This is a genomic window from Micromonospora sp. NPDC050980 (assembly GCF_040653835.1).
In the GTDB taxonomy this organism is placed as follows: domain Bacteria; phylum Actinomycetota; class Actinomycetes; order Mycobacteriales; family Micromonosporaceae; genus Micromonospora.
The window spans coordinates 473,430-496,240 of record NZ_JBFAGS010000002.1 but is presented as its reverse complement, the minus strand read 5'-3'; the positions used below and the strand labels follow the sequence as shown (position 1 = coordinate 496,240).

4 protein-coding genes are annotated in these 22,811 nt (G+C 75.7%); all 4 read right to left on the bottom strand.

The features are described 5' to 3' along the window. Nucleotides 1–100: 100 nt before the first annotated feature. Genes AB0H28_RS05960 through AB0H28_RS05945 form a run of 4 tightly spaced genes read right to left on the bottom strand, consistent with a single transcriptional unit; the run spans nt 101 to nt 22,561 of the window. Nucleotides 101–1,324 (bottom strand): cytochrome P450, encoded by a 1,224-nt coding sequence (locus AB0H28_RS05960; RefSeq protein ID WP_358034867.1) that lies wholly within the window; start codon nt 1,322–1,324, stop codon nt 101–103. Further along, nucleotides 1,321–8,517 (bottom strand): amino acid adenylation domain-containing protein, encoded by a 7,197-nt coding sequence (locus AB0H28_RS05955; RefSeq protein WP_358034864.1) that lies wholly within the window; start codon nt 8,515–8,517, stop codon nt 1,321–1,323. Before AB0H28_RS05955 ends, AB0H28_RS05960 begins: the two co-directional genes overlap by 4 nt. Then, nucleotides 8,514–16,403: an amino acid adenylation domain-containing protein gene (locus tag AB0H28_RS05950; RefSeq protein ID WP_358034861.1), complete on the bottom strand. Its 7,890-nt coding sequence runs from the start codon at nt 16,401–16,403 to the stop codon at nt 8,514–8,516. The genes AB0H28_RS05955 and AB0H28_RS05950 overlap by 4 nt, the downstream gene beginning before the upstream one ends. Beyond that, nucleotides 16,400–22,561 (bottom strand): amino acid adenylation domain-containing protein, encoded by a 6,162-nt coding sequence (locus tag AB0H28_RS05945; RefSeq protein WP_358034858.1) that lies wholly within the window; start codon nt 22,559–22,561, stop codon nt 16,400–16,402. Before AB0H28_RS05945 ends, AB0H28_RS05950 begins: the two co-directional genes overlap by 4 nt. Nucleotides 22,562–22,811 lie beyond the last annotated feature (250 nt).

The window sequence follows — 22,811 nt, the reverse complement described above, 5'->3', positions numbered from 1 at the left end:
CTCCTTCTCGTTCGGTTCTCGTTCGGTGTTCGGACGGGTCCCGGTCGGACGACCGGGAGGCGTGCGGCGCGGGCGCACCGGCGTGGCCGCCCGCGCGGGGTCAGAGACGCACCGGCAGCGCCCGCAGGCTGCGGTTGAGCAGCGAGGGTTGCCAGCGCACCTCGGCCGTGGCGAGCGCCAGCCCCGGCGCGGCGGCCAGCAGGTCGGTCAGCGCCGCGCCGGCCACCAGCCGGGCCAGCGGGGCGCCCAGGCAGAAGTGGCCGCCCTGCCCGAAACCCAGGTGCGGGTTCGGGCTCCGGCGCAGGTCCAGCTCGTCCGGCCGGTCGAAGCGCGCCGGGTCCCGGTTCGCCCCGGCGGTGACCACGTAGAGCCGCTGCCCCGACCGCAACCGGCGGCCGGCCAGCTCGAAGTCGTCCTTGACCTGCCGGATGGACATCTTGGACGGCCCGTCGAAGCGCAGCAGCTCCTCCACGGCCACCGGCGCCAGCTCCGGTTCGGCCCGCAGCCGGGCGAGCTGATCGGGGTGGCGCAACAGGTTCCAGGTGCCCACGGCGATGAGGTTGCTGGTGGTCTCGCCGCCGGCGAACGCCACATGGGTGAGCATGGCGACGAACTCGTCCTCGCTCACCGACTCCCCCACCAGGCCGCTCGCGAGCGCGGCGCTGACCAGGTCCTCGCGGGGCGCGGCCCGGCGGGCCCGGACCAGTGCGCGCAGGTAGTCGAAGAGATCCAGCAGCGCCTGCTGCGAACGCTCGTTCTCCTCGGGCGACTGCACCGAGCCCAGCGCCAGGTCGCCGACCTGGATCGCCAGCCGCTGGAACATCGCGGTGTCCTCGACCGGCACGCCCATCCAGGCCGCCGCGACGGTCGCCGGCAGCGGCCGGGCGAACTCGGTCACCAGGTCGATGACGTCGCCGCCGGCCCCGGCCCGGGCGGCCAACCGGGCCACCGCCTCCTGCACCATCGGGCGGTTGCGCCGCACCTGACTCGCCCCGAAGGCGCCCCGGAAGACGCTGCGCAGCCGCCGGTGCTCGGGCGGGTCGACGAAGACCATCCACCCCGCCATGATCGAGAAGGCGCGGGCCGCCTGCGGGCCGAGCAGGTCCGGCGGGGTCTGGGCCAGCATCGGACCGATCCGGTCGGCGGAGATCGCCGGCTCGGTGTAGCAGGCCACCGCCGGCTCGTAGCCGGTGACCAGCCACGCCCGGTGCACGGGGCTCCAGTGCACCGGCTCGGCGGCCCGCAGCTGGGCCAGGTACGGGTACGGGTCGGCGACCAGGTCGTCGTCCAGCAGGTAACGGTCGGTCAGGATCGCGGTGCTCACGGGGTACGCTCCAGCAGCTCGGCGGCGAGGTCGGCGACGGCCGCCACGCCCGGTTCGGTGACCATGCTCCGGTGGGTGCCGGGCAGGTGGTGCACGGTGAGCGCGCCCGGGAACATCTCCCGGCAACGCCGCTCGTAGGCGGGCCCGTCCGCCCCGGCGACCACCGAGGGGCGGCCCGGGCCGGCGCCGGCCGCCTCGGCGGTGACCAGCAGGTGCGCCGGGCCCCGGTAGGGCTGCGGACGGTAGCCGGCGGCGGCCCGCAGCAACGCCGTCCACATCGTCACCGGCCAGTCCGCGCCCAACTCCGCCTCGGCCTCGTCGACGCCGGCCGCCACCAGCGTGGCGACCAGCTCGCGTTCCTGGCTGAGCCGGGCCGGGGTGCCCGGGGTCAGCTCGCGGATCGCCGCGCGCATCGCCACCGCCCGGTCCAGCAGGTCCAGCGCCTCGGTGACCGTGAACACCCCGGCCTCGTCGGGCACCGCCGGTTCGAGCAGCAGCAGGACGTCCACCCGCTCACCGGCTGCGGTCAGTCGGATCGCCATCTCCTGGGCGATGTTCGCCCCCATCGACCAGCCCAGCAGGGCGTACGGGCCGTGCGGCTGGGCCGCCCGCAGCTCGCGCAGGTAGTCCTCGGCCAGCCCGGTCATCGTGTCGGCGTCGACACCGCCGTCGATGCCCCGGGCCTGCAGACCGCGCACCGGCCGGCCGGCGGGCAGGGCCTGGGCCAGCGGCAGGTACCAGGCGACGCTGCCGCCGCTGGGGTGCACGCACCACAGTGGGCGCCGGTCGGCGTCGCCGTCGCGGAGGTTCACCACCACACCGGCGTCGTGGCGTACCGCCGTGCCGGCGCCGGTGGGTTCCCGCCCGGCGATCGCGGCGGCCAGCGCCGCCACGGTCGGGTGCTCCACCAGGTCGGCCACCCCGAGCGGCAGGCCCAGGTCGCAGGCGCGGGCGGCGAGCCGCACGATGGCCAGCGAGTGCCCGCCGAGGTCGAAGAAGTCGTCGTGCACGCCCACCCGGTCCAGCCGGAGCGTCTCCGCCCACAGCTTCGCCAGGGTCGCCTCGACCTCGGTGCGCGGCTCCAGGTACGGCCGCTCCGGCCCGCTGTCGGCAGTCGGAGCCGGCAGCGCCGCCCGGTCGAGCTTGCCGTTCCCGGTCAACGGCAGCGCGTCCAGCGTGACGAACGCGGTCGGCACCAGGTAGGCCGGCAGCCGGTCCCGCAGCCAGCGGCGCAGCTCGGCGACGTCGGGCCGGCCCGGCCCGGCCACCGGCACCAGGTAGGCGACGAGTCGGGCGTCACCGGGACGGTCGGCGTGCGCGGCCACCGCGGCCATCGCCACGTCGGGACGGGTGGCGAGCACCGCCTCGATCTCGCCGAGTTCGATGCGCCGACCCCTGATCTTGACCTGCCCGTCGATCCGGCCGCCGAACTCCAGGCTGCCGTCGGAGCGCCACCGCCCCCGGTCACCGGTGCGGTAGAGCCGCCGGCCGCCACCGGCCGGATCGGGCACGAACCGCTCCGCGGTCAGCCCCGGCCGGCCGAAATAGCCCCGGGCCAGGCAGTCACCGCCGAGGTAGATCTCGCCGGCCACGCCGACCGGCGCCGGGCGCAGCGCGTCGTCGAGCACGAGCACAGTGGTCCGGGCCAGCGGCCGGCCGATCGGCACGCTCACCGCGTCCGCCGGCAGGTCGCCGACCTGATGCGCGGTGACCACGAAGAGCGCCTCGACCGGGCCGTACCCGTTGACCAGCCGCAGGTGCGGCCAGCGGGCGGCCAGGTCCCGGCAGTGCGGCGCGGACGCCGCCTCGCCGCCGAAGACGAGCTGCCGCAGCCCGCCCAACTCCGCCGGCACCTGCTCGACCGCCAGGTTGAACAACGTCGTGGTGAGGAAGGCGGTGGTCACGCCGTGGCGGCGGATCGCCGCGACGACGCCGGCCGGGGTGACCGGCTCGGCCGGGTAGATCGCGCAGGTGCCGCCGTGCAGCAGCGGACCGAAGATCTCGAAGATCGCCGCGTCCCAGTTGACGCTGCTCAGGTGCAGCACGGTCTCGTCCGCGCCGAGGTGGACGAAGTCCTGCCGCAGCAGCGAGTCGACGATCGACCGGTGGGTCACCGCGATGCCCTTGGGTCGCCCGGTGGAGCCCGAGGTGTAGAGCACGCAGGCCAGGTCGTCGGCGTCCGGGGTCGCCGGCGCCTGCGCCGGCTCGGCCGCGAACGTCTCCTCGGCGAGGGTGAGCACGGTGCCGATCCGCGCCGGCACCTGGTGCCGCCAGGCCGGCTGCACCAGCACCAGCTCGACGCCGGCGTCCGCGGCGAGCAGGTCGAGCCGGCGGCGCGGGTCCCGCGGGTCCATCGGCAGGTACGCCGCGCCCGCCTTGAGGATGCCGAGCATGCCGACGATCAGATCGGCGGACCGCTCGGCGCAGAGCCCGACGACGCGGTCCGGGCCGGCGCCGTGCCGGCGCAGGCGGTGCGCCACCCGGTCGGCCCGCGCGTCCAGGTCGGCGTAGCTGACCGGGCCGTCCGGCGTGGCCAGCGCGACCTGCCCCGGCCGGGCGGCGACCTGGGCGGCCAGGACGTCGACCAGGCTGCGCGGGTCGGACGCGGCGACGCCGGCCCGGGTGTCGTCGACCGACGAGGGCACGCCGGGCGCCGCGTCCGGCTCGGCGACCATCCGCGCCAGCAGCTCGCAGTACGCGTCGGCCAGCCGCTCCACCTCACCGGGGGACATCCGGCCGGCGTCGGCCTCGAACGAGACGCCCTCCGGACCGGTGGTGACCATGAGCCCGAAGTTGGTCCGGGCGATCTCCTCGATCTCCTGCTTGTGCTCGCTGTCCAGGGCGTGGAAGTGCACGTAGTTGAACGCGGTGTCGACCAGCACCTCGCCCGCCCACCGGCCCCGTTGCAGCTCCGCCAGCGGGAAGCGCCGGTGCGTCAGGACGTCCTGTTCGGCGGCGAACACGTCGCGCAGCAGCCCCACCCAGCTCGTCGCCGCCGACGCCACCCCGAACGGCACCACGTTGAGGAACAGCCCGCGCATGCTCTCCGCGCCGGCCCGCTCCGGACGCCCGTTGGTGGCGAACCCGGTGGCGTACGCGTCACCGTCGGCGAGCTGCCCCATCAGGTGGTGGTAGGCGGTGAACAGGACCGTCTTGCGCGGCACGCCGGCCCGGGCGGCCAGCGCGTCGATGCCCGGCCGCAGGTGCCGGTAGCCGCGCAGCGCCTCGCACGTGGACTTGTCGGCCGGTGCCGCACTGACCGAGCGCGGCACCCGCACCGGCGGGAACCGCTCCACCATGGTGTCCCAGAACGCCCGGGCGGCCGGGTCGGCCACCGCGGCCCGCTCCAGGGCGACGTACTCCGCGAAGCGGGGCACCGGACCGGTGGGCGGCACCGGGCCCGCGCCGGTGACCGACCGGCGGTGCCGGTCGACCAGCTCCGCGATGAGCGAGGTCAGGCTCCAGCCGTCCAGCACGGCGTGGCAGTCGGTGATGGTGAGCCGGTACTCGACGTCGTTGAGCACGTGCACGTGCAACCGGATCAGCGGCGGCTCGGTCAGTTCGAACCACCGCACCGACTCGGCCCGCAGGTGCTCCCGGACGCGCCGGGCCTGGGCCTGCTCGGGCAGGTCGCGCAGGTCGTCCACGCCGACCGGCAGGGTGCCCCGCTCGCGCACCAGTTGCAGCGGCTCCTCGTAGGAGCTCCAGTCGAATCCGGTACGGAGGATCTCGTAGCGGTCCACCACGGCCTCGGCCGCGGCCCGCATGGCGGCGGCGTCGAACCCGGCCGGCTCCTGCACCCGGAAACTGGTCACGTTGTGGTAGGCGCCCTTGCCGGCGTCGGCCAGTAGCTCGTAGAGCATGCCCTGCTGCATCCGGGTCAGCGGGTAGGCGTCCGCGAGGCCGGCGGGCAGCCGGTCCCGGTCGGCCGGGGCGACCATGGCGAACCGCTCGACCGGCGCCGCCCCGGCGGGTTCGCCGGCGCGGCCGTCCGCGGCGGTGTCGACGGCCCGGGCCAGCTCGCCGAGCGCCTGGTGGGCGAAGACGTCGCGCAGCGCCACGGTCACGCCGCGCCGCTCGGCGAGCCCGACCACGCGCAGCGCGAGGATCGAGTCGCCGCCCAGGTCGAAGAAGCGGTCGGTGACACCGACCCGGTCGGTGTCCAGCGCCTCGCACCACACCTCGGCCAGCAGCCGCTCGGTCGGGGTGGCCGGCGGGACATGGTCGCGCGCGTCGTCCAGCGCCGCCCCGTCGACGGCCGGCAGCGCGCGCCGGTCGACCTTGCCGTTGGCGGTCAGCGGCAGCGCCGGCAGCACGGTGAACGTCGCCGGCACCATCGCCTCGGGCAGCCGGTCGCGCAGCCAACGCCGCACCGGCTCGCCGGTCAACTCGCCGTCGACGACCAGGTAGGCGTGCAGCCGGTGCTCGCCGCTGCGGTCGCCGCGGGCCACCACGGCGGCCTGGCCGACCGCCTGATGGCGCAGCAGGGCGGCCTCCACCTCGCCCAGCTCGATCCGGTGGCCGCGCACCTTCACCTGGTCGTCGGCGCGACCCCGGTACTCCAGGTCGCCGTCGGCCCGGTAGCGGGCCCGGTCACCGGTGCGGTAGAGCCGGGCGCCGGGGACGGCGGAGAACGGGTCCGGCACGAACCGCTCCGCGGTCAGCCCCGGCCGGCCCAGGTAGCCGCGGGCCAGGCCGGCGCCGCCGACGTACATCTCGCCGGTCGCGCCGACCGGAACGGGCCGCAGGTGCCGGTCGAGCACGTGCACGGTCAGGTCGCCCAGCGGCCGGCCGATCGGGGAGGTGGCGTCGCCGGCCAGGTCGGCGGCGGTGACCAGGCGGTGCGTGACGTGCACGGTGGTCTCGGTGATGCCGTACATGTTGACCACCCGAACGCCCGCGCCCGGCCCGTCGAGCCAGCCCTCCAGTTCGGGTACGTCGAGCTTCTCGCCGCCGAGCACCACGTGCCGCACGCCGAGGTCGGCCAATGGCCGGTCACCGAGGGCGGCCCGCAGGTTGCGGAACGCGCCCGGGGTCTGGCTGAGCATGGTCACCCGTTCGGCGGCCAGCAGCGCGGCGAAGCGCTGCGGGTCGCGGGCGGTGGCCCGGTCGACGAGCACGACGGTGCCGCCGCGGGTCAGCGCCCCCCACAGCTCCCAGACCGAGAAGTCGAACGCGTACGAGTGGAACAGGCTCCACACCCCGCCGGGCGGCAGGTCCAGGTCGTCGGCGCAGGAGTCGAGCAGCCGTACCACCTGCCGGTGCGCCACGCCCACCCCCTTCGGCCGGCCGGTGGAGCCGGAGGTGTAGATGACGTAGGCGAGGTGGTCGGCGTCGGTGACCGGCGCCGGGTCCTCCGTGGACGCGGCGGTGATCGCCGGGTCGTCCAGGCGCAGCAGCCCGGCCGGCGCCACCGGCACCCGGTCGGCGAACTCGGGCGACACCACGGCCAGCCGGACCCCGGCGTCGCCGACCACGTACTCCAGCCGGTCGCGCGGGTGTTCCGGGTCCAGCGGCACGTACGTCCCGCCGGCCTTGAGGATGCCGAGGATGCCGACGGCCAGGTCGAGGTCGCGGCGCACGCAGAGCGCCACCGGTGTCTCCGGCCCGACCCCGGCCGCGCGCAGCCGGTGGGCGAGCTGGTTCGCCCGCGCGTTGAGCGTGCCGTAGTCGACCCGCCGGGTCCCCGCCACCACGGCGGGGGCGGTCGGGTCGGCGGCGACCTGCCGGGCGAACCGCTCGTGCAGCAGGTCCGGTGAGTGGTAGCCGCGCGCCGGGGCGGCCCAGGCGGCGAGTTGGCGCCGCTCCCGCTCGGGCAGCAGGTCCAGGTCGGCCAGCGGCGTGTCCGGGTGGGCGACGGCCTGCTCCAGCAGCCGCCGGTACTGCGCGGCCCACCGCCGCACGGTCGCCGGTCGCCACCGGTCCGCCCGGTGGAAGAACGCGGCGGCCAGTCCGTCCGCCCGGCGCGCGGTCTGCAGGATCAGGTCGAACTTGACCGCGTCGAGGTCCAACTCGAACCGCGTGCCGGTGACCGTGCCGAGCCGCACCGGCCGGTCGTCCGGGTCGTCGTCGAGGCTGAACATGACCTGGAACAGCGGGTTGCGGTCCAGGCTCCGGTCGGCGCCGACCTGGTCGACCACCCGCTCGAAGGGCGTCTCCTGGTGATCGTAGGCGCCGAGCGCGTCGGCGCGGACCCGGTCGAGCAGGTGGGTGAAGGACGGGTTGCCGCGCAGGTCGGCCCGCAGCACCAGGGTGTTCACGAAGAAGCCGACGACCTGCTCCACCTCGGGCCGGTTCCGCCCGGCGACGGGGGTGCCGACGCCGAAGTCGACCTGGCCGGCGAGCCGGCCCAGGATCGCCTCGAACGCCGCGAGCAGGACCATGTGCACCGTCGCGCCGCGTTGCCTGGCGAACCGCTGCACCGCGGTGACCAACTCGGCCGGGAGCGTGACGTCGCAGCTCGCGCCGGCGGTGCGGCGGCCGGCCGGGCGGTCGCCGTCGGTGGGCAGCTCCAGTGGCGGCAGCCCGGCCAGCCGGTCCCGCCAGTACGCCAGGTCCCGCTCCCGGCCGTTCTCCGCGGCCGGGCCGCGCTGCCAGGCCGCGTAGTCGGCGTACCGCACCGGCGGCTCGGGCGACGGCGTCCCGGCGTGCAACGCCTCCAGGTCCCGCACCAGCACACCGGTCGACCAGCCGTCGGCGACGATGTGGTGCAGGGTCAGCAGGACCACGTGGTCGGTCGGGGTGAGCCGCCATCCGGTGACCCGGAACAGCGGCCCGGTCTCCAGGTCGAACGGCTCGGCCGCGACCTGCCGGGCCGCCTCGGCGACCTCGGTGACGTCGTCGGCGTTCCGCCAGTCGACACCCGGCCAGCCGGCCACGATGTCCTGCCGGACCACCCCGTCGACGACGGTGAACCGGGTCCGCAGCGCCTCGTGCCGGTCGACCAGGGCGGCGAACGCGGCGTCGAGCCGGTCGCGGTCCAGCGGCCCGGTGAGCCGCCACGCCACCGGGATGGTGTACGCCGCGCCGGCGTCGTCGAGCCGGTCGAGGAAGACCAGCCGTTCCTGCCCGAACGAGACCGGCAGGTCGCGGGTGCCGCTGCCGCGGGTGATCCCCGCCGGGGCGGCACGCCCGGCGTCTCCGGTGAGCCGCCGGCGGAGCAGCTCCTGCTGGGCGGCGGTGAGGGCGGTCATCGGGTTTCCTCCAGTTTCCGAGCGAGCCGGGCGATGGTGCGGGCCTCGAAGAAGACGCGCAGGGTGACCGGGACGGCCAGCCGTTCGCGCAGCCGGGAGATGACCCGCAGGGCGGTCAGCGAGTGGCCGCCGAGGGCGAAGAAGTCGTCCTCGACCCCGACGTCGGGCCGGTCCAGCAGGTCGGCCCAGATCTCGGCGACGACCCGCTCGACATCGGTGCGCGGGGCCACCCGGGTCACCGCCGGCAGCGCGGCCCGGATCTCGGGCAGCGCCGCCCGGTCCACCTTGCCGTTGCCCAGCAGCGGCAGGGCGTCGAGGACCAGCAGCTCGGCCGGGATCATCGCGTACGGCAGGCGGGCCTCCAGGTGGCGGCGCAGGTCCACCTCGCCGACCCGGCCGCCCGGGGTCCGCTGGGCGTAGCCGGCGAGCCGCCAGCCGTTCGGCCCGTCCAGGCGGGCCACCACCGCCGCGGCGCCGACCTCGGGGTGATCGGCCAGGGCGGCCTCCACCTCGGCCGGTTCCACCCGGACCCCGCGCACCTTCACCTGCCGGTCCAGCCGGCCCCGGAACTCGAGCGTCCCGTCGGCCAGCCGGCGGGCCGCGTCGCCGGTACGGTACATCCGCGCGCCGGGCGGTCCCGCCGGGTCCGGCAGGTACGCGGCGGCGGTGCGGCCGGGCCGGTCGTGGTAGCCGCGGCTGACACCGCTTCCGCCGATGTGCACCTCGCCGAAGACGCCCACCGGCACCGGACGCAGCGCCGCGTCGAGCAGGTGCACCGTGGTCCCCGGCATCGGCACGCCGATCCCGACCGACTCGTACGGCCGGCTCGGGTCGAGGTCGGCGACCGTGGTGGTGACCGTCGCCTCGGTGGGGCCGTACTGGTTGACGACCCGGCGCAGGCCGGGCAGCGCCCGGCGCACCCGGGCCAGCAACGCGGGGGTGCACGGCTCGCCGCTGAGCACGAGCAGCCGCAGCGCGGGCAGGTTCGCGGCGCCGACGTCCCCGGCGTCGAGCAACTGGTGCAGCAGCGACGGCACCATGCTCAACAGCGCGGTCGGCGCGGGCCGGCCGGGCAGGTCGGCGGCGAGCGTGGACAGGTCGGACCGCTCGGCCATCAGCACTGTCGCGCCGGCGGTGAGCGGGCCGACGCAGTCGCGCAGGAACGCGTCGAAGCTGGGCGACGCGCGTTGCAGCACGACGTCGTCGGCGTCGAGCCGGTAGTGCGCGCCGATGGTGTCGAGGTAGGCGGTGATACCGCGGTGCTCGACCAGCACCCCCTTCGGCGTGCCGGTGGAACCGGAGGTGTGCACCAGGTAGGCGAGCTGGTCGGGGTGGATGTCGACGTCCGGCGGGGTGGCCGGGCGGGCGGCCGACGCCGGTCCGGCGACCTCGTCCGGGTCGAGCACGAGCCGCACCCCGGCGCCCTCGACCAGTCGCGCCAGGCGGTGTGGCGGCAGCTCCGGGTCGAGCCCGACGAACGCCCCGCCGGCCTTCCAGACGGCGAGCACGGCGACCACGGTGTCGACGCCCCGGGGCAGCCGCAGCCCGACCCGGTCCTCCGGGCCGACCCCCCGCGCACGCAGGTGGTGGGCGAGCCGGTTGGACCGCCGGTCCAGCTCCGCGTAGGTCAGCTCGCCGCCGGGACCGGTCAGGGCGGTGGCGTCCGGGGTGGCCCGCACGTGGTCGGCGATCCGGTCGAGCAGCGAGCGGAACGGCGCGGCCGGTCGGGTCACCGCCGGGGCCGCCTCGTCCCCGGTCAGCGGCAGGTCGGCGATCCGGGCCGCCGGCTCGGCCGCGACCGCCCGCAGCAGCCGGAGGTACGCCTGCGCCATCCGCGCGATCGTGGCGGCGTCGAAGATGTCGGTGGTGTAGTCCAGCGAGCCGGCCAACCCGTCCGGGCCGTGCACCAGCTCCAGGGTCAGGTCGAGCTTGGCCGCGCCCCGGTCCACCGGCTGCGCGACGCCGTCGGCCGGGCCGAGCCGCAGGGTGTCCAGCGTCCAGTCGTTGTAGCTGAACAACGCCTGGAACAGCGGGGAACGGCCCAGGTCACGCTCCGGGCTCAGCTCCTCGACCAGCCGGCCGAACGGCAGCTCCTGATGCTCGTACGCGGCGAGCGCGTCGTCGCGTACTCGGGCGAGCAGGTCGGCGAATCGGGGCCCGCCGGTCAGGTCGGCGCGCAGCACCAGCGTGTTCAGGAAGAACCCGACCACGTCGCGGACCTCCGGGCGGCCCCTCCCCGCGACCGGGGTGCCGACGGCGAAGTCGCTCTGGCCGCTCCACCGGCCCAGCAGCACCTGGTAGGCGGCGAGCAGCGTCATGAACAGGGTGGCGCCGTGCGCGCGGCCGAGTCGGTCCAGCGCGGCGACGAGGTCCGCGTCGACGGTGAAGCCGACGCTCGCCCCGGCGCCGTCGCGCACCGCCGGCCGGGGCCGGTCGGTGGGCAGCTCCAGGTCGGGCAGGTCGGCCAGCCGCCGACGCCAGTGCGCCAGGTCCACGGCCAGCCGGTCGCCGGCGAGCCGGCGCCGCTGCCAGGCGGCGAAGTCGGCGTAGCGCACCGGCGGGCGGGGCACGTCGGTCCCGTCGTAGCCGGCCTCCAGCTCCCGGATGAGCACCGCCGCCGACCAGCCGTCGGAGACGGCGTGGTGCATGGCGAGCAGCAGCAGGTGGGTGTCGCCGGCCTGCCACAGCACGGCCCGGAACAGCGGCCCGGTGGTCAGCTCGAACGGTTCGCGGGCCACCCGGGCCAGGTCGGCCTCCGCGTCGCCCACCGTGGCCGCGACGCGGCGGTCCAGGCCGGCCCAGCCGGGCGTGACGTCCTGCCGGACCACGCCGTCGGCCAGGGTGAACCGGGTGCGCAGCGACTCGTGCCGGTCGACGAGCGCGTCCAGCGCCGCGGCCAGCCGGTCGGCGTGCACCGGCCCGGTCAGCCGCCACGCCAGCGGGATGGTGTACGCCGCCCCGGCGCCCTCCAGCCGGTCGAGGAACACCAACCGTTCCTGCCCGAAGGAGACGGGCAGTCCGGTGGTTTCTCCGCCCCGGGTGATCGGCGCGCCGGCCGGGTCGCGGTCGGCGAGCAGGCGGGCCAGCCCGGCCACGCTGCGGGCGGTGAACAGGTCCCGGAAGGTGATCTCCCGGCCGGTGCGGGCGGCCACCGCGCCGACCACCTTGATGGCCAGCAGGGAGTGCCCGCCGAGGGCGAAGAAGTCGTCGTCCATGCCCGGTTCGGCGACGCCGAGGACCTCGCTGAAGATCTCGGCGAGCTGCCGTTGAAGTTCCGTCGCCGGCGCCCGCCGGCCGGCGCCGGCGGCGTACGTCGGTTCGGGCAGGGCGGCCCGGTCGACCTTGCCGTTCCCGGTCAGCGGCAGCTCGTCGAGGACCACCACGGCGGCCGGCACCAGGTACGCCGGCAGTTCCCGGCCGAGCCACGCCCGCAGGTCGCCCAGCTCGGCCGGGTCGGCGGCCACGTACGCGACGAGGTTGAGCACGCCGGTGCGGTCCCCGCGGGCGAGCACCACCGCGTCCCGGACCGCCGGGTGGCGGCGTGCCGCCGTCTCGACCTCGCCCGGCTCGACCCGGAACCCGCGGACCTTCACCTGCCCGTCGGCGCGGCCGACGAACTCCAGCACCCCGTCGCCGGCCCAACGGACCAGGTCGCCGGTGCGGTACACCCGGCCGCCGGGCGTGCCGAACGGGTCGGGCAGGAACCGCTCGGCGGTCAGGGCCGGCGACCCGACGTACCCCCGGGCCAGGCCGGCGCCACCGAGCAGCAGCTCGCCGACCACCCCGAGGCCGACCGGCCGCAGCCGCCGGTCGACCACGTAGCCGGTGGTGTGGTGGGTGGGCCGGCCGATCGGGACGCGGCCGGCGTCGCCGGCCGGCGCGGTCACCGGGTGCCAGGTGCTGAACGTGGTCGACTCGGCCGGGCCGTACATGTGCAGCAGGTGCTCGGGGCCGCCGTGGGCGAGCAGCCCGTCCACCGTGGCCGGGTCGGACGTCTCCCCGCCGAAGAGCACGTGCCGCAGCCCGCGCAGCGCGTCCGGGCGTTCCCGGGCGACCTGGTGGAACAGGGCGGTGGTGAGGAACAGCGTGGTGACCCGGTGCCGCGCCAGGTGCGCGGCCAGGGCGGCGGTGGACAGCGCCACGTCGGACGGGGTGATGACCACGGTCGCCCCGGCGACCACCGTGGCCCACACCTCGAAGGCGGCGGCGTCGAAGAGCGGGTTGGCCGCGAACGCCACCCGGTCGTCCGGCGTCAGGTCCAGGTAGCCGCCCTGGTGGACGGTGCGGACCAGGTTCCGGTGGGTGATGCCGATGCCCTTGGGGCGGCCGGTCGAGCCGGAGGTGTGCACCACGTAGGCGAGCTGCTCCGGGTCGACCGGGACCGCCGGGTCGGTCGCCGGCCGCCGGTCCAGCTCGGCGGCGTCGCGGACCAGGTCGACGACGTGGCAGTCCAGCCCCGCGCCGTCGTGGTGCCCGGCGGCGGTGACCAGCAGCGTGACGTCGGCGGTGGTGACCATGTGCCGGCTGCGTTCGGTCGGCTGGTCGGCGTCCAGCGGCAGGTAGGCGCCGCCGGCCCGGAGCACGGCGAGCTGCGCGCGAACCAGGTCGGCGCCGCGCGGCAGGCTGACCGCCACCACGGTCTCCGGGCCCACCCCGAGGTCGATCAGGTGGTGCGCCAACCGGTTCGCCCGCCGGTCCAGCTCGGCGTACGTCCAGACGGTCGCGCCGTCGAGCACGGCGGGCCGGTCCGGCCCGGCGGCGACCCGGTCGGCGACGAGGTGGTGCAGCGCCCGGGCGGGCAGTTCCGGTGTCGCCGCGGTGCCCGCCGCCAGCAGGGCGTCCCGCTCGGCGGGGTCGAGCACCGGCCAGTCGCCGAACCGCGCGCCGTTGTCGTCGGCGAGGGCGTCGAGCAGCCGGGCGTACCCGTCGGCCAGGCGACCGACGGTGGCCGGGTCGAACAGGTCGGTGGCGTACTCGAACAGGCCGGTGCGGGTCCCGTCGGGCGCCTCGTCGACGAAGAGGGTGAGGTCGAACTTGGCGGTCCGCCAGCCCAGCGCGAGTTCGGTGACGGCCCGGCCGGGCAGCCGCAGCGCGGTGGCCGCGGTGTCCCGCAGCGCGAACATGGTCTGGTGGATCGGGGTGCGGCTGAGGTCCCGTTCCGGCCGCAGCTCCGCGACCACCTGCTCGAACGGCACGTCCTGGTGTTCGTAGGCGTGCAGGGTGGCCTCGCGGACCCGCCCGAGAAGCTCGGCCAGGGTGGGATCGCCGGTCAGGTCGGCGCGGACGGCGACGGTGTTGACGAAGAAGCCGACGACGTTCGCCACCTCGGCGCGGGACCGGCCGGCCACCGGCGTGCCGACGGCGAAGTCGTGCTGCCCGCTCCACCGGCCGAGCAGCGCCTGGAACGCCGCCAGCAGCACCGTGTGCAGGGTGGTGTGTCGTTCCTGGGCGAACGCGGCGAGCCGGCGCAGGGCGTCGGCGGGCAGCGCGAAGCGGTGGGTGGCGCCGTCCGCGCCGAGCACCGCCGGCCGGGGCCGGTCGGTGGGCAGCTCCAACGCGGGTACGCCGGCGAGGGCGTCGCGCCACCCGTCGAGCTCCGCGGCGAGCCGCGCCGGGCCCAGGGCGGTGCGCTGCCAGCGGGCGAAGTCGACGTAGCGCACCGGCGGCGCGGGCGGGGTCGCCCCGGCGTACAGCTCGCCGAGTTCCCGGGCGATCACGCCGAGCGACCACCCGTCGGCGACCACGTGGTGCAGCACCAGCAGCAGCACGTCGCGCTCGGGCAGGCGGACCAGGGTGGCACGCCACAGCGGCCCGGCCGCCAGGTCGAACGGTTCGCGGATCCGCTCGGCCGCCAGCTCCTCGTGCCAGGCGTCGGCGTCGACCCGCTCCAGCGCCACCGCCGGCTCCGGCTCGACCACCGGCGTGTCGCCGGCGAACCGGGTCCGCAGCGCGTCGTGGCGGGCGGCGAGCCGGCGCAGCGCCCGGCGCAGGGTGGCCTCGTCGAGGTGCCCGTCGATCCGCCAGGCGACCGGGATGACGTAGCCGGGGCTGTCCGGGTGCAGCCGCTGCAGGAACAGCAGTCGCTCCTGGCCGAACGAGGCCACCGCCGGCGCGTCGTCGTCGCCTACCACCAGCGCCGGGACGGCGTCACCGGTGGGCGTCGCGGCGACCGCCTCGGCCAGGCCGGCGACGGTCATGCCCTCGAACAGGTCCCGGATGGAGACCTCGACGCCGAACTCCTCGCGTACCTGGGCGATCAGCCGCACGGCCAGCAGCGAGTGCCCGCCGAGGGCGAAGAAGGTGTCGTCGACGCCGACCCGGGCGACCCCGAACACGTCGGTCCAGACCTTCGCGACGCGCTCCTGCGCCGGGTTCTCCGGCGCCCGGTACGCGACGGCCAGGTCGGGCCGGTCGGGCGCGGGCAGCGCCCGGCGGTCCAGCTTGCCGCTCGGGGTCAGCGGCAGCTCGGCCAGCGGCACGAACGTCGACGGCACCATGTAGCCGGGCAGCCGCTCGGCGAGACGCTCCCGCAGCTCACCGAGGTCCGGGCGGTCCCCGACCACGTACGCGACGAGCCGCTTGTCGGCGGCGTCACCGGTGGCCACCACCACCGAGGCCCGCACGCCCGGCTGGTCGTCGAGCACGGCCTGGATCTCCCCCAGCTCCACCCGGTTGCCGGCGAGTTTGACCTGCTCGTCGACCCGGCCGAGGTACTCGACCACGCCGGGGCGGTGCCAGCCGGCGAGGTCGCCGCTGCGATACATCCGGCCGCCCGGCTCGCCGTACGGGTCGGGCAGGAAGCGCTCGGCGGTCAGGCCCGGCTGGCCGAGGTAGCCGCGGGCGAGCTGCACCCCGGCCAGGTACAGCTCACCCGGGCCGTCGTCGTCGGCCGGGCGCAGCTCGGCGTCGAGGATGTGCAGCTGGGTGTTGTCGACCGCCGCGCCGATCGGCACGCTCGCGCCGGACCACTCCGGCCGGCAGGCCCACGCGCTCACCTCGATGGACGCCTCGGTCGGGCCGTAGAGGTTGTGCAGCTCCACGTCGGGCAGGGCGCGCAGCACCCGGTTCTGCAGGTCGGTGGGGAGCGCCTCGCCGCTGGCCAGGATCCGGCGCAGGCTGTGGCAGTCGGCGACGCCGGGTTCGCCGACGAACAGCGCCAGCATGGTCGGGATGAAGTGCGCGCTGGTGATCCGCCGGCGCTGGATGGTCTCCACCAGATAGCGGGTGTCCCGGTGCCCGCCCGGGCGGGCGACGACCAGGCGGGCGCCCACCATGAGCGGCCAGAACAGTTCGTGCACCGACACGTCGAAGGCGTACGGGGTCTTCTGCAGCACCCGCTCGTCGGAGGTCATGCCGTACTCGTGCTGGCCCCACCGCAGCCGGTTGACCACGCCCCGGTGCTCGACCACGACGCCCTTGGGCCGCCCGGTCGAACCGGAGGTGAACATGACGTAGCAGGCGTTGCGCCCGTCCACCGCGACGTCGACCGGCTCGTCGGGTTCGCCGTCGGTGTCGGCCGGGGTCAGCTCGGGCAGGCCCGGCAGGCCCAGGTCGACGTCCATGCTGGGGCCGCGGACCACTGCCACCGCGCCGCCCTGGCCGGCCATGTAGGCCAGCCGGTCGGTCGGCAGCTCCAGGTCCAGCGGCAGGTAGGCCGCGCCGCTCTTGAGCACGCCGAGCAGCGTGACCAGCAGGTCCAGCGACCGCTGGGCGCCGACGGCGACCACCGTCTCGGGCCCGGCGCCGCGCCGGCGCAGGGCGTGGGCGAGCCGGTTCGCCCGCCGGTCCAGCTCCCGGTAGGTCAACTCCGCGCCCTCGAACTCCAGCGCGACGACGTCCGGGGTACGCCGGACCTGTGCCTCGATCAGGCCGTGGATGGTGCTCATCGGTTCTGCTCCTTCAGTGCCTGCTCGACGTCCTCGCTGCTCATCGCCGCGATCTCGGCCATCAGCCGCTCCTCGACGGCGGCGGCGAGCCGGGCCACGGTGGGCTGTTCGAAGAGGGTGCGGACGGCCACCTCGCAGCCGAAGGCCGCGCGCAGCCGGATGGCGACCCGGGTGGCGAGCAGGGAGTGCCCGCCCAGGTGGAAGAAGTTGTCGTGGACTCCGATCCGGTCGACCTGGAGGACCTGCCGCCAGACGTCGGCGATCGTCTCCTCGGTCGGGGTACGCGGCGGTTCCGCGTCGACGCCGGACGCCGGGCGGTGACCGGCGGGGTCGGGCAGCCGGTCCCGGTCGACCTTGCCGCCGACGGTGCGCGGCAGCTCGGCCAGGACGATCAGCACCGCCGGCACCATGAACCCGGGCAGCCGCTCGGCCAGCCGGTCGCGCAGCTCGTCGACGGCCACCCCGTCGCCGGCCAGGTAGGCCACCAGCCGGTCCCGCCAGGCGACCACCACGGCGTCGCGGACACCAGGGTGCTCCCGCAGCCGGGCCTCGACCTCGCCCACCTCGATCCGGAAGCCACGCACCTTGACCTGGCCGTCGGCCCGGCCGTGGAACTCCAACTGCCCGTCGGAGCGCCAGCGGACCAGGTCCCCGGTCCGGTACAGCCGGCCGCCGGGTTCCCGCCCGTGCGGGTCCGGCACGAACCGCTCGGCGGTCAGTCCCGGCCGGCCCAGGTAGCCCCGGGCCAGCTGCGACCCGCCGACGAACAGCTCGCCGACCGCGCCCACCGGAACCTCGGCGAGGTGACCGTCGAGCACGTACAGCGGCCGGTCCCCCACCGCGCGGCCGATCGGCACCGCGCCGTCCACCTCGGACGGCACGTCGTAGACGGTGGCGCTGATCGTGGTCTCGGTCGGGCCGTAGGTGTTCACCACCGCGACGTCGGGGTGGTGCCGACGCCACCACGCCAGGTCGGCGGGGCGGACCGCGTCGCCGCCGAGCACCAGCAGCCGCAGCCGGGCCGGGCTCCAGGTGGGCGCGGTGGTGCCGTCGGCGGTGACCTCGGCGATCAGCTCGGTGAGGTAGCCGGGGACCACTTCCATCACGGTCACCCGGTGGCGTTCCACGTCGGCGACGAGCTGGGCCGGTGCGACGAGACCGTGCTCCGGCAGCACCAGCGCCGCGCCGCAGGACAGCGCCGGGAAGATCTGCTCGATCGAGGCGTCGAAGGCCAGCGCGGCGAACTGGAGCACCCGGTCGGCCGGGCCGAGCCCGAAGCGCCGCCGCATCCGCGACACGTGCGCCGCCATCGCCGCCCGCGACACGCCGACGCCCTTGGGCCGGCCGGTCGAGCCGGACGTGTAGATCACGTAGGCCAACTGCGCCGGATCCACCGCCACGTCCGGGTCGTCGTCGCGGCCACCGTCCGGCAGCGGCCCGTCCAGCACCACTGACGCGCCCAGGTCGGCGGCGACGAGGTCGACCCGCTCGGCCGGCCACGCCGGGTCGACGGGCACGTACGCCCCGCCGGCCTTGAGCACGCCGAGCACCGCGGCGAGCATCCGTGCCCCGCGCGGCAGCCGCACCACCACCGGCGTCTCCGGACGCACACCATGCTGCCGCAACCACCACGCCACCCGGTTCGCGCGCGCGTTCAACTCCGCGTACGACAGGACGCCGTCGGTGGCGACGGCGGCGAGCGCGCCGGGGCCGCGGCGCACCCGCGCCTCGAACGCGGCCACCGGGTCGACCACCCGGCCGGGCTCCTCGGCCCCGCCGAACCGGCGCAGCAGCGCCGTCTCGGTGGCCGGCGGCGCGGTCGCGCCGAGCCGGGTCTCCGGCGCGGCGACCACCGCGGCGAGCAACTCCCGGCACCGGTGCACCAGCCGGTCGATGGTGGCCGCGTCGAACAGGTCGGTGCGGTACTGCACGAAGCCGCCGGCCGAGCCGGGGTCGGTGGTGAAGGTGAACATCAGGTCGAACTTGGTGACGTCGAACGGGATCTCGGCCGGACGCAGCCGCGCGGCGCCGAGCCGGGGCGCGGCGATCGAGCGGACCTCCAGGTCGAACATGACCTGGAACAGCGGGGACCGGCCCGGGTCCCGGTCGGGGCGCAGCTCCGCCACCACCCGCTCGAACGGCAGCTCCTGGTACTGGTAGGCGTCCAGCGCCCGGTCGCGCACCCGGGCGAGCAGCTCGGTGAAGGTCGGGTCGCCGCCGGTGTCGGCGCGCATGACCACTGTGTTCACGAAGAACCCGAGGACGTTCTCCACCTCGGCCCGGGTCCGCCCGGCCACCGGCACCCCGACGCCGAAGTCGTGCTGCCCGGTCCACCGCGACAGCACCGCCTGGAACGCGGCGAGCAGCGTCATGTAGAGGGTGGCGCCGTGCCGGCGCCCCAGTTGCTCCAACCCGGCCACCAGCTCGGGGTCCAGCGTGAACTCGCGCGTCGCGCCGGCCCAGGAGGGGTGGGCCGGCCGGGGCCGGTCGGTGGGCGGTTCCAGCGCGGGCAGGCCGGCCAGCCGCTCACGCCAGTGCGCCAGCTCGGCGTCGAGGCGGTCGCCGGTGAGCTCCCGGCGCTGCCAGCCGGCGTAGTCGGCGTACTGCACCGGCAGTTCCGGCAGCGGCTCCCCGGCGTAGGCGGCGCCCAGCTCGCGCACCAGCACGCCCATCGACCAGCCGTCGGAGACGATGTGGTGCATGGCCAGCACGAGCAGGTGGTCCGCCGGCCCGAGCTGCCAGACCAGGGCCCGGAACAGCGGCCCGGCGGCCAGGTCGAACGGGCGGTGCAACTCCGCGCCGGCCTGCGCCACCGCCTCGGCGTACGGGTCGGCGGTCGAGCGCACGTCGTGCCAGTCGACGGCCGGCTCGCCGGTGGCGGCGACCCGCTGCACCGGTTCCGCGCCGACCAGCGGGAACGTGGTGCGCAGCGCCTCGTGCCGGTCGACGAGCTGCCGCAGCGCCCGGTCGAGCCGGGCCCGGTCGAGCGGCCCGTCCACCCGCCAGGCCAGCGCGGCCATGTAGTCGGGCGCGTCGGGTTCCAGCCGGTGCAGGAACCACATGCGTTCCTGGGCGAAGGACAGCGGGAAGTCGCCGCTGCGGCGCAGCCGGGCGATGGCCGGCGCGGGTTCGGCGGACGGCGCCGGCAGGGCGGCGGCGAACTCGGCGATGGTCGGGTGGGCGAAGAACGTCCGCACGTCGACCGGCCGGTCGAGGGCCTTCACCAGCCGGGCCACCGCGAGCGTGGCCAGCAGCGAGTGACCGCCCAGGTCGAAGAAGTTGTCGTGCACGCCGATCCGGTCGACCCGCAGGACCTGCCGCCACACGTCGGCGACCGCCTCCTCGGTCGGGGTGCGCGGCTCCTCGAAACCGTCGGTGACCTCGGGGCGGTGTCCCTCCGGGTCGGGCAGCCGGTCCCGGTCGACCTTGCCACCCACCGTGCGCGGCAACTCGTCCAGCACGACCACCACGGCCGGCACCAGGTACTCCGGCAGCCGCTCGGCCAACCGGTCGCGTACCGCCACGCCGGTGACACCGTCGCCGGACAGGTACGCCACCAGCCGGTCCTGCCAGGCGACCACGACCGCGTCGCGCACGCCCGGGTGCTCCCGCAGTCGGGCCTCGACCTCGCCCACCTCGACCCGGAACCCGCGCACCTTGACCTGACCGTCGGCCCGGCCGCGCCACTCCAACTGCCCGTCCGGACGCCACCGCACCAGGTCCCCGGTGCGGTACAACCGACCGCCGGCTTCCCGCCCGTGCGGGTCCGGCACGAACCGCTCGGCGGTCAGCCCCGGCCGGCCCAGGTAGCCGCGGGCCAACTGCGAGCCGCCCACGTACAGCTCGCCGACCGCGCCCACCGGCACGTCCCGGAGCCGGGTGTCGAGCACGTACAGGTCGCGGTCGGCGAGGGCCCGGCCGATCGGCGTCACGCCGGTGCCGCCGCCCGGGATCTCGGCGAGTGTCGCGGTGACAGTGGCCTCGGTCGGCCCGTACGCGTTGAGCACCGTCACGTCGGGGCAGCACGCGGCGAAGCGGTCGACGTCGGCGGGCCGGACCGCGTCACCGCCGAGCACCATGGACCGCAGCGCGCGCGGCACGGTCCCGCCCCGCTCGGTCAGCTCGGCGACGAGTTCGCCGAAGTACGCCGGCGGCAGGTTGGCGAACGTGACGTCGTGCCGGTCCAGCAGCGGCAGCAGCGTGGCCGGGGCGACCAGGCCGTGCTCCGGCAGCACCAGCGCCGCGCCGCAGGACAGCGCCGGGAAGATCTGCTCGATCGAGGCGTCGAAGGCCAGCGCGGCGAACTGGAGCACCCGGTCGGCCGGGCCGAGCCCGAAGCGCCGCCGCATCCGCGACACGTGCGCCGCCATCGCCGCCCGCGACACCCCGACGCCCTTGGGCCGGCCGGTCGAGCCGGACGTGTAGATCACGTAGGCCAACTGCGCCGGATCCACCACCACGTCCGGGTCGTCGTCGCGGCCACCGTCCGGCAGCGACCCGTCGAGCAGCACGTCGACGCCGGCGTCGGCGCGGACGAAGTCGACCCGTTCGGCGGGCCACGCCGGGTCCAACGGCAGGTACGCCCCGCCGCCCTTGAGCACCCCCAGGACGGCGGCGAGCATGTCGACGCCGCGGGGCAGCCGGATCCCGACCAGGCTCTCGGCGCGCACGCCGCGTTCCCGCAACCACCACGCGACCCGGTTGGCGCGGGCGTTCAACTCGGCGTAGCTGATCCGCGCGTCGCCGGTCAGGGCGGCGGTGGCGGCGCCGTCACGGCGCACGCGGTCGGTGAAGGCGGCCACCGGGTCCACCACCCGGCCGGTCATCTCGGCGGCGCCGAAGCGGCGCAGCACCGCCGTCTCCGCGGCCGGCAGCTCCCACTCGCCGACCCGCCGGCCCGGGTCCGCCACCACGGCCGTCAGCAACTCCCGCCACCGCCGCACCAACCGGTCGATGGTGGCCGCGTCGAACAGGTCCGAGCGGTAGACCACCGTCATCGCCAGTTCGTCGCCGCGCGGCTGGGCGAACAGGGACACCGCGAACAGCGCCTTGGGCCGGTCGGTCTCGAAGTCGGTGAAGCGCAGCGGGCCGCCCGACGGGCCCTCGCCGGGCACGTTCTGCATGGCGAACCAGGCGTCGATGAGGGAGTCCGTGTCGGGCCGCTCGGGTCGAAGCTCGCGGACCACCCGCTCGTACGGGACCTCCTGGTGGTCGAGGGCGTCGAGCGCGTCGTCGCGTACCCGGCCGAGCAGCTCGACGAAGGTCGGGTCCCCGGCCAGCCGGGCGCGCATGACCACGGTGTTGACGAACAGTCCGATGAGGTTCTCCACCTCGGGCCGGCTGCGGCCGGCCACCGGGGAGCCGATGCCGAAGTCACGCTGCCCGCTCCATTGCCCGAGCAGGGCCTGGAAGGCGGCCAGCAGCGTCATGTAGAGGGTGGCGCCGTGCTCGCGGCCGAGCCGGTGCAGCCCGGCCACCAGCTCCGGGCCGATCACGAACGTGTTCGTGGCCGCCACGTGGCCAGGCCGTTCCGGGCGCGGCCGGTCGGTGGGCAGGGTGAGCGCGGGCAGGCCGGCGAGCTGTCGACGCCAGTACGCCAGGTCGTCGCCGAGCCGGTTGCCGTCGAGTTCCCGACGCTGCCACTCGGCGAAGTCGACGTACCGCACGGGCAGGTCGGGCAGCGGCTCACCGGCGTAGGCGGCGGCCAGCTCACCGGCCAGCAGGCCGACCGACCAGGCGTCGGAGACGATGTGGTGCATCGCCGCCAGCAGCACGTGCTCGGTGTCGGTGAGCCGCCAGACGACCACCCGCAGCAGTGGTCCGGTGGCCAGGTCGAACGGCCGGTCGGCCTCGGCGGCGGCCTGTCCGACGATGTCCTCGGTCGAGGCGGCGGCGCGCCAGTCGACGGCAACGTCGACCGACGGGGCCGGGGCGACCCGGGGTGCGCCGTCGCGTTCGCCGAAGACGGCGCGCAGCGCGTCGTGCCGGGCGACCACCGTGTCGAGCGCCGTCTGCAGACGGGCCCGGTCGAGCGGACCGTGCACCCGCCACATCGGAGTGGTGACGTACGCGGTGCCGCCGCCCGCGTCCAGCCGGTCGAGGAACCACATCCGGTGCTGGGAGAATGACGCCGCGTAATCATCTTGGACGCATTTCACTATCTGACGCAATTCGAATTCCCCTCGGCTGTAAACTGGCAGGCGACAGGCGTTGACCACGCACGACCGGGCAGATCCCCGCACTATTCAGGCAGGCGGCACGGAGCCCGGTGCCGTCCGGTTCGGGTCGGGCAGAATGCATGGCGAAGCGGGAATGGCCGCATGGGCGACTCATTCCACCTACCCAAGTCGATCGAGAAAAGGGCCTGGCCAAACGCCATGCCACGTGATGTGGTGTCGGGTTTACCCC

Excerpts from the sequence above, each read along its gene's own strand:
- AB0H28_RS05950 (WP_358034861.1), bottom strand. The coding sequence starts at position 16,403 with ATGAGCACCATCCACGGCCTGATCGAGGCACAGGTCCGGCGTACCCCG.
- AB0H28_RS05955 (WP_358034864.1), bottom strand. The coding sequence starts at position 8,517 with ATGACCGCCCTCACCGCCGCCCAGCAGGAGCTGCTCCGCCGGCGGCTC.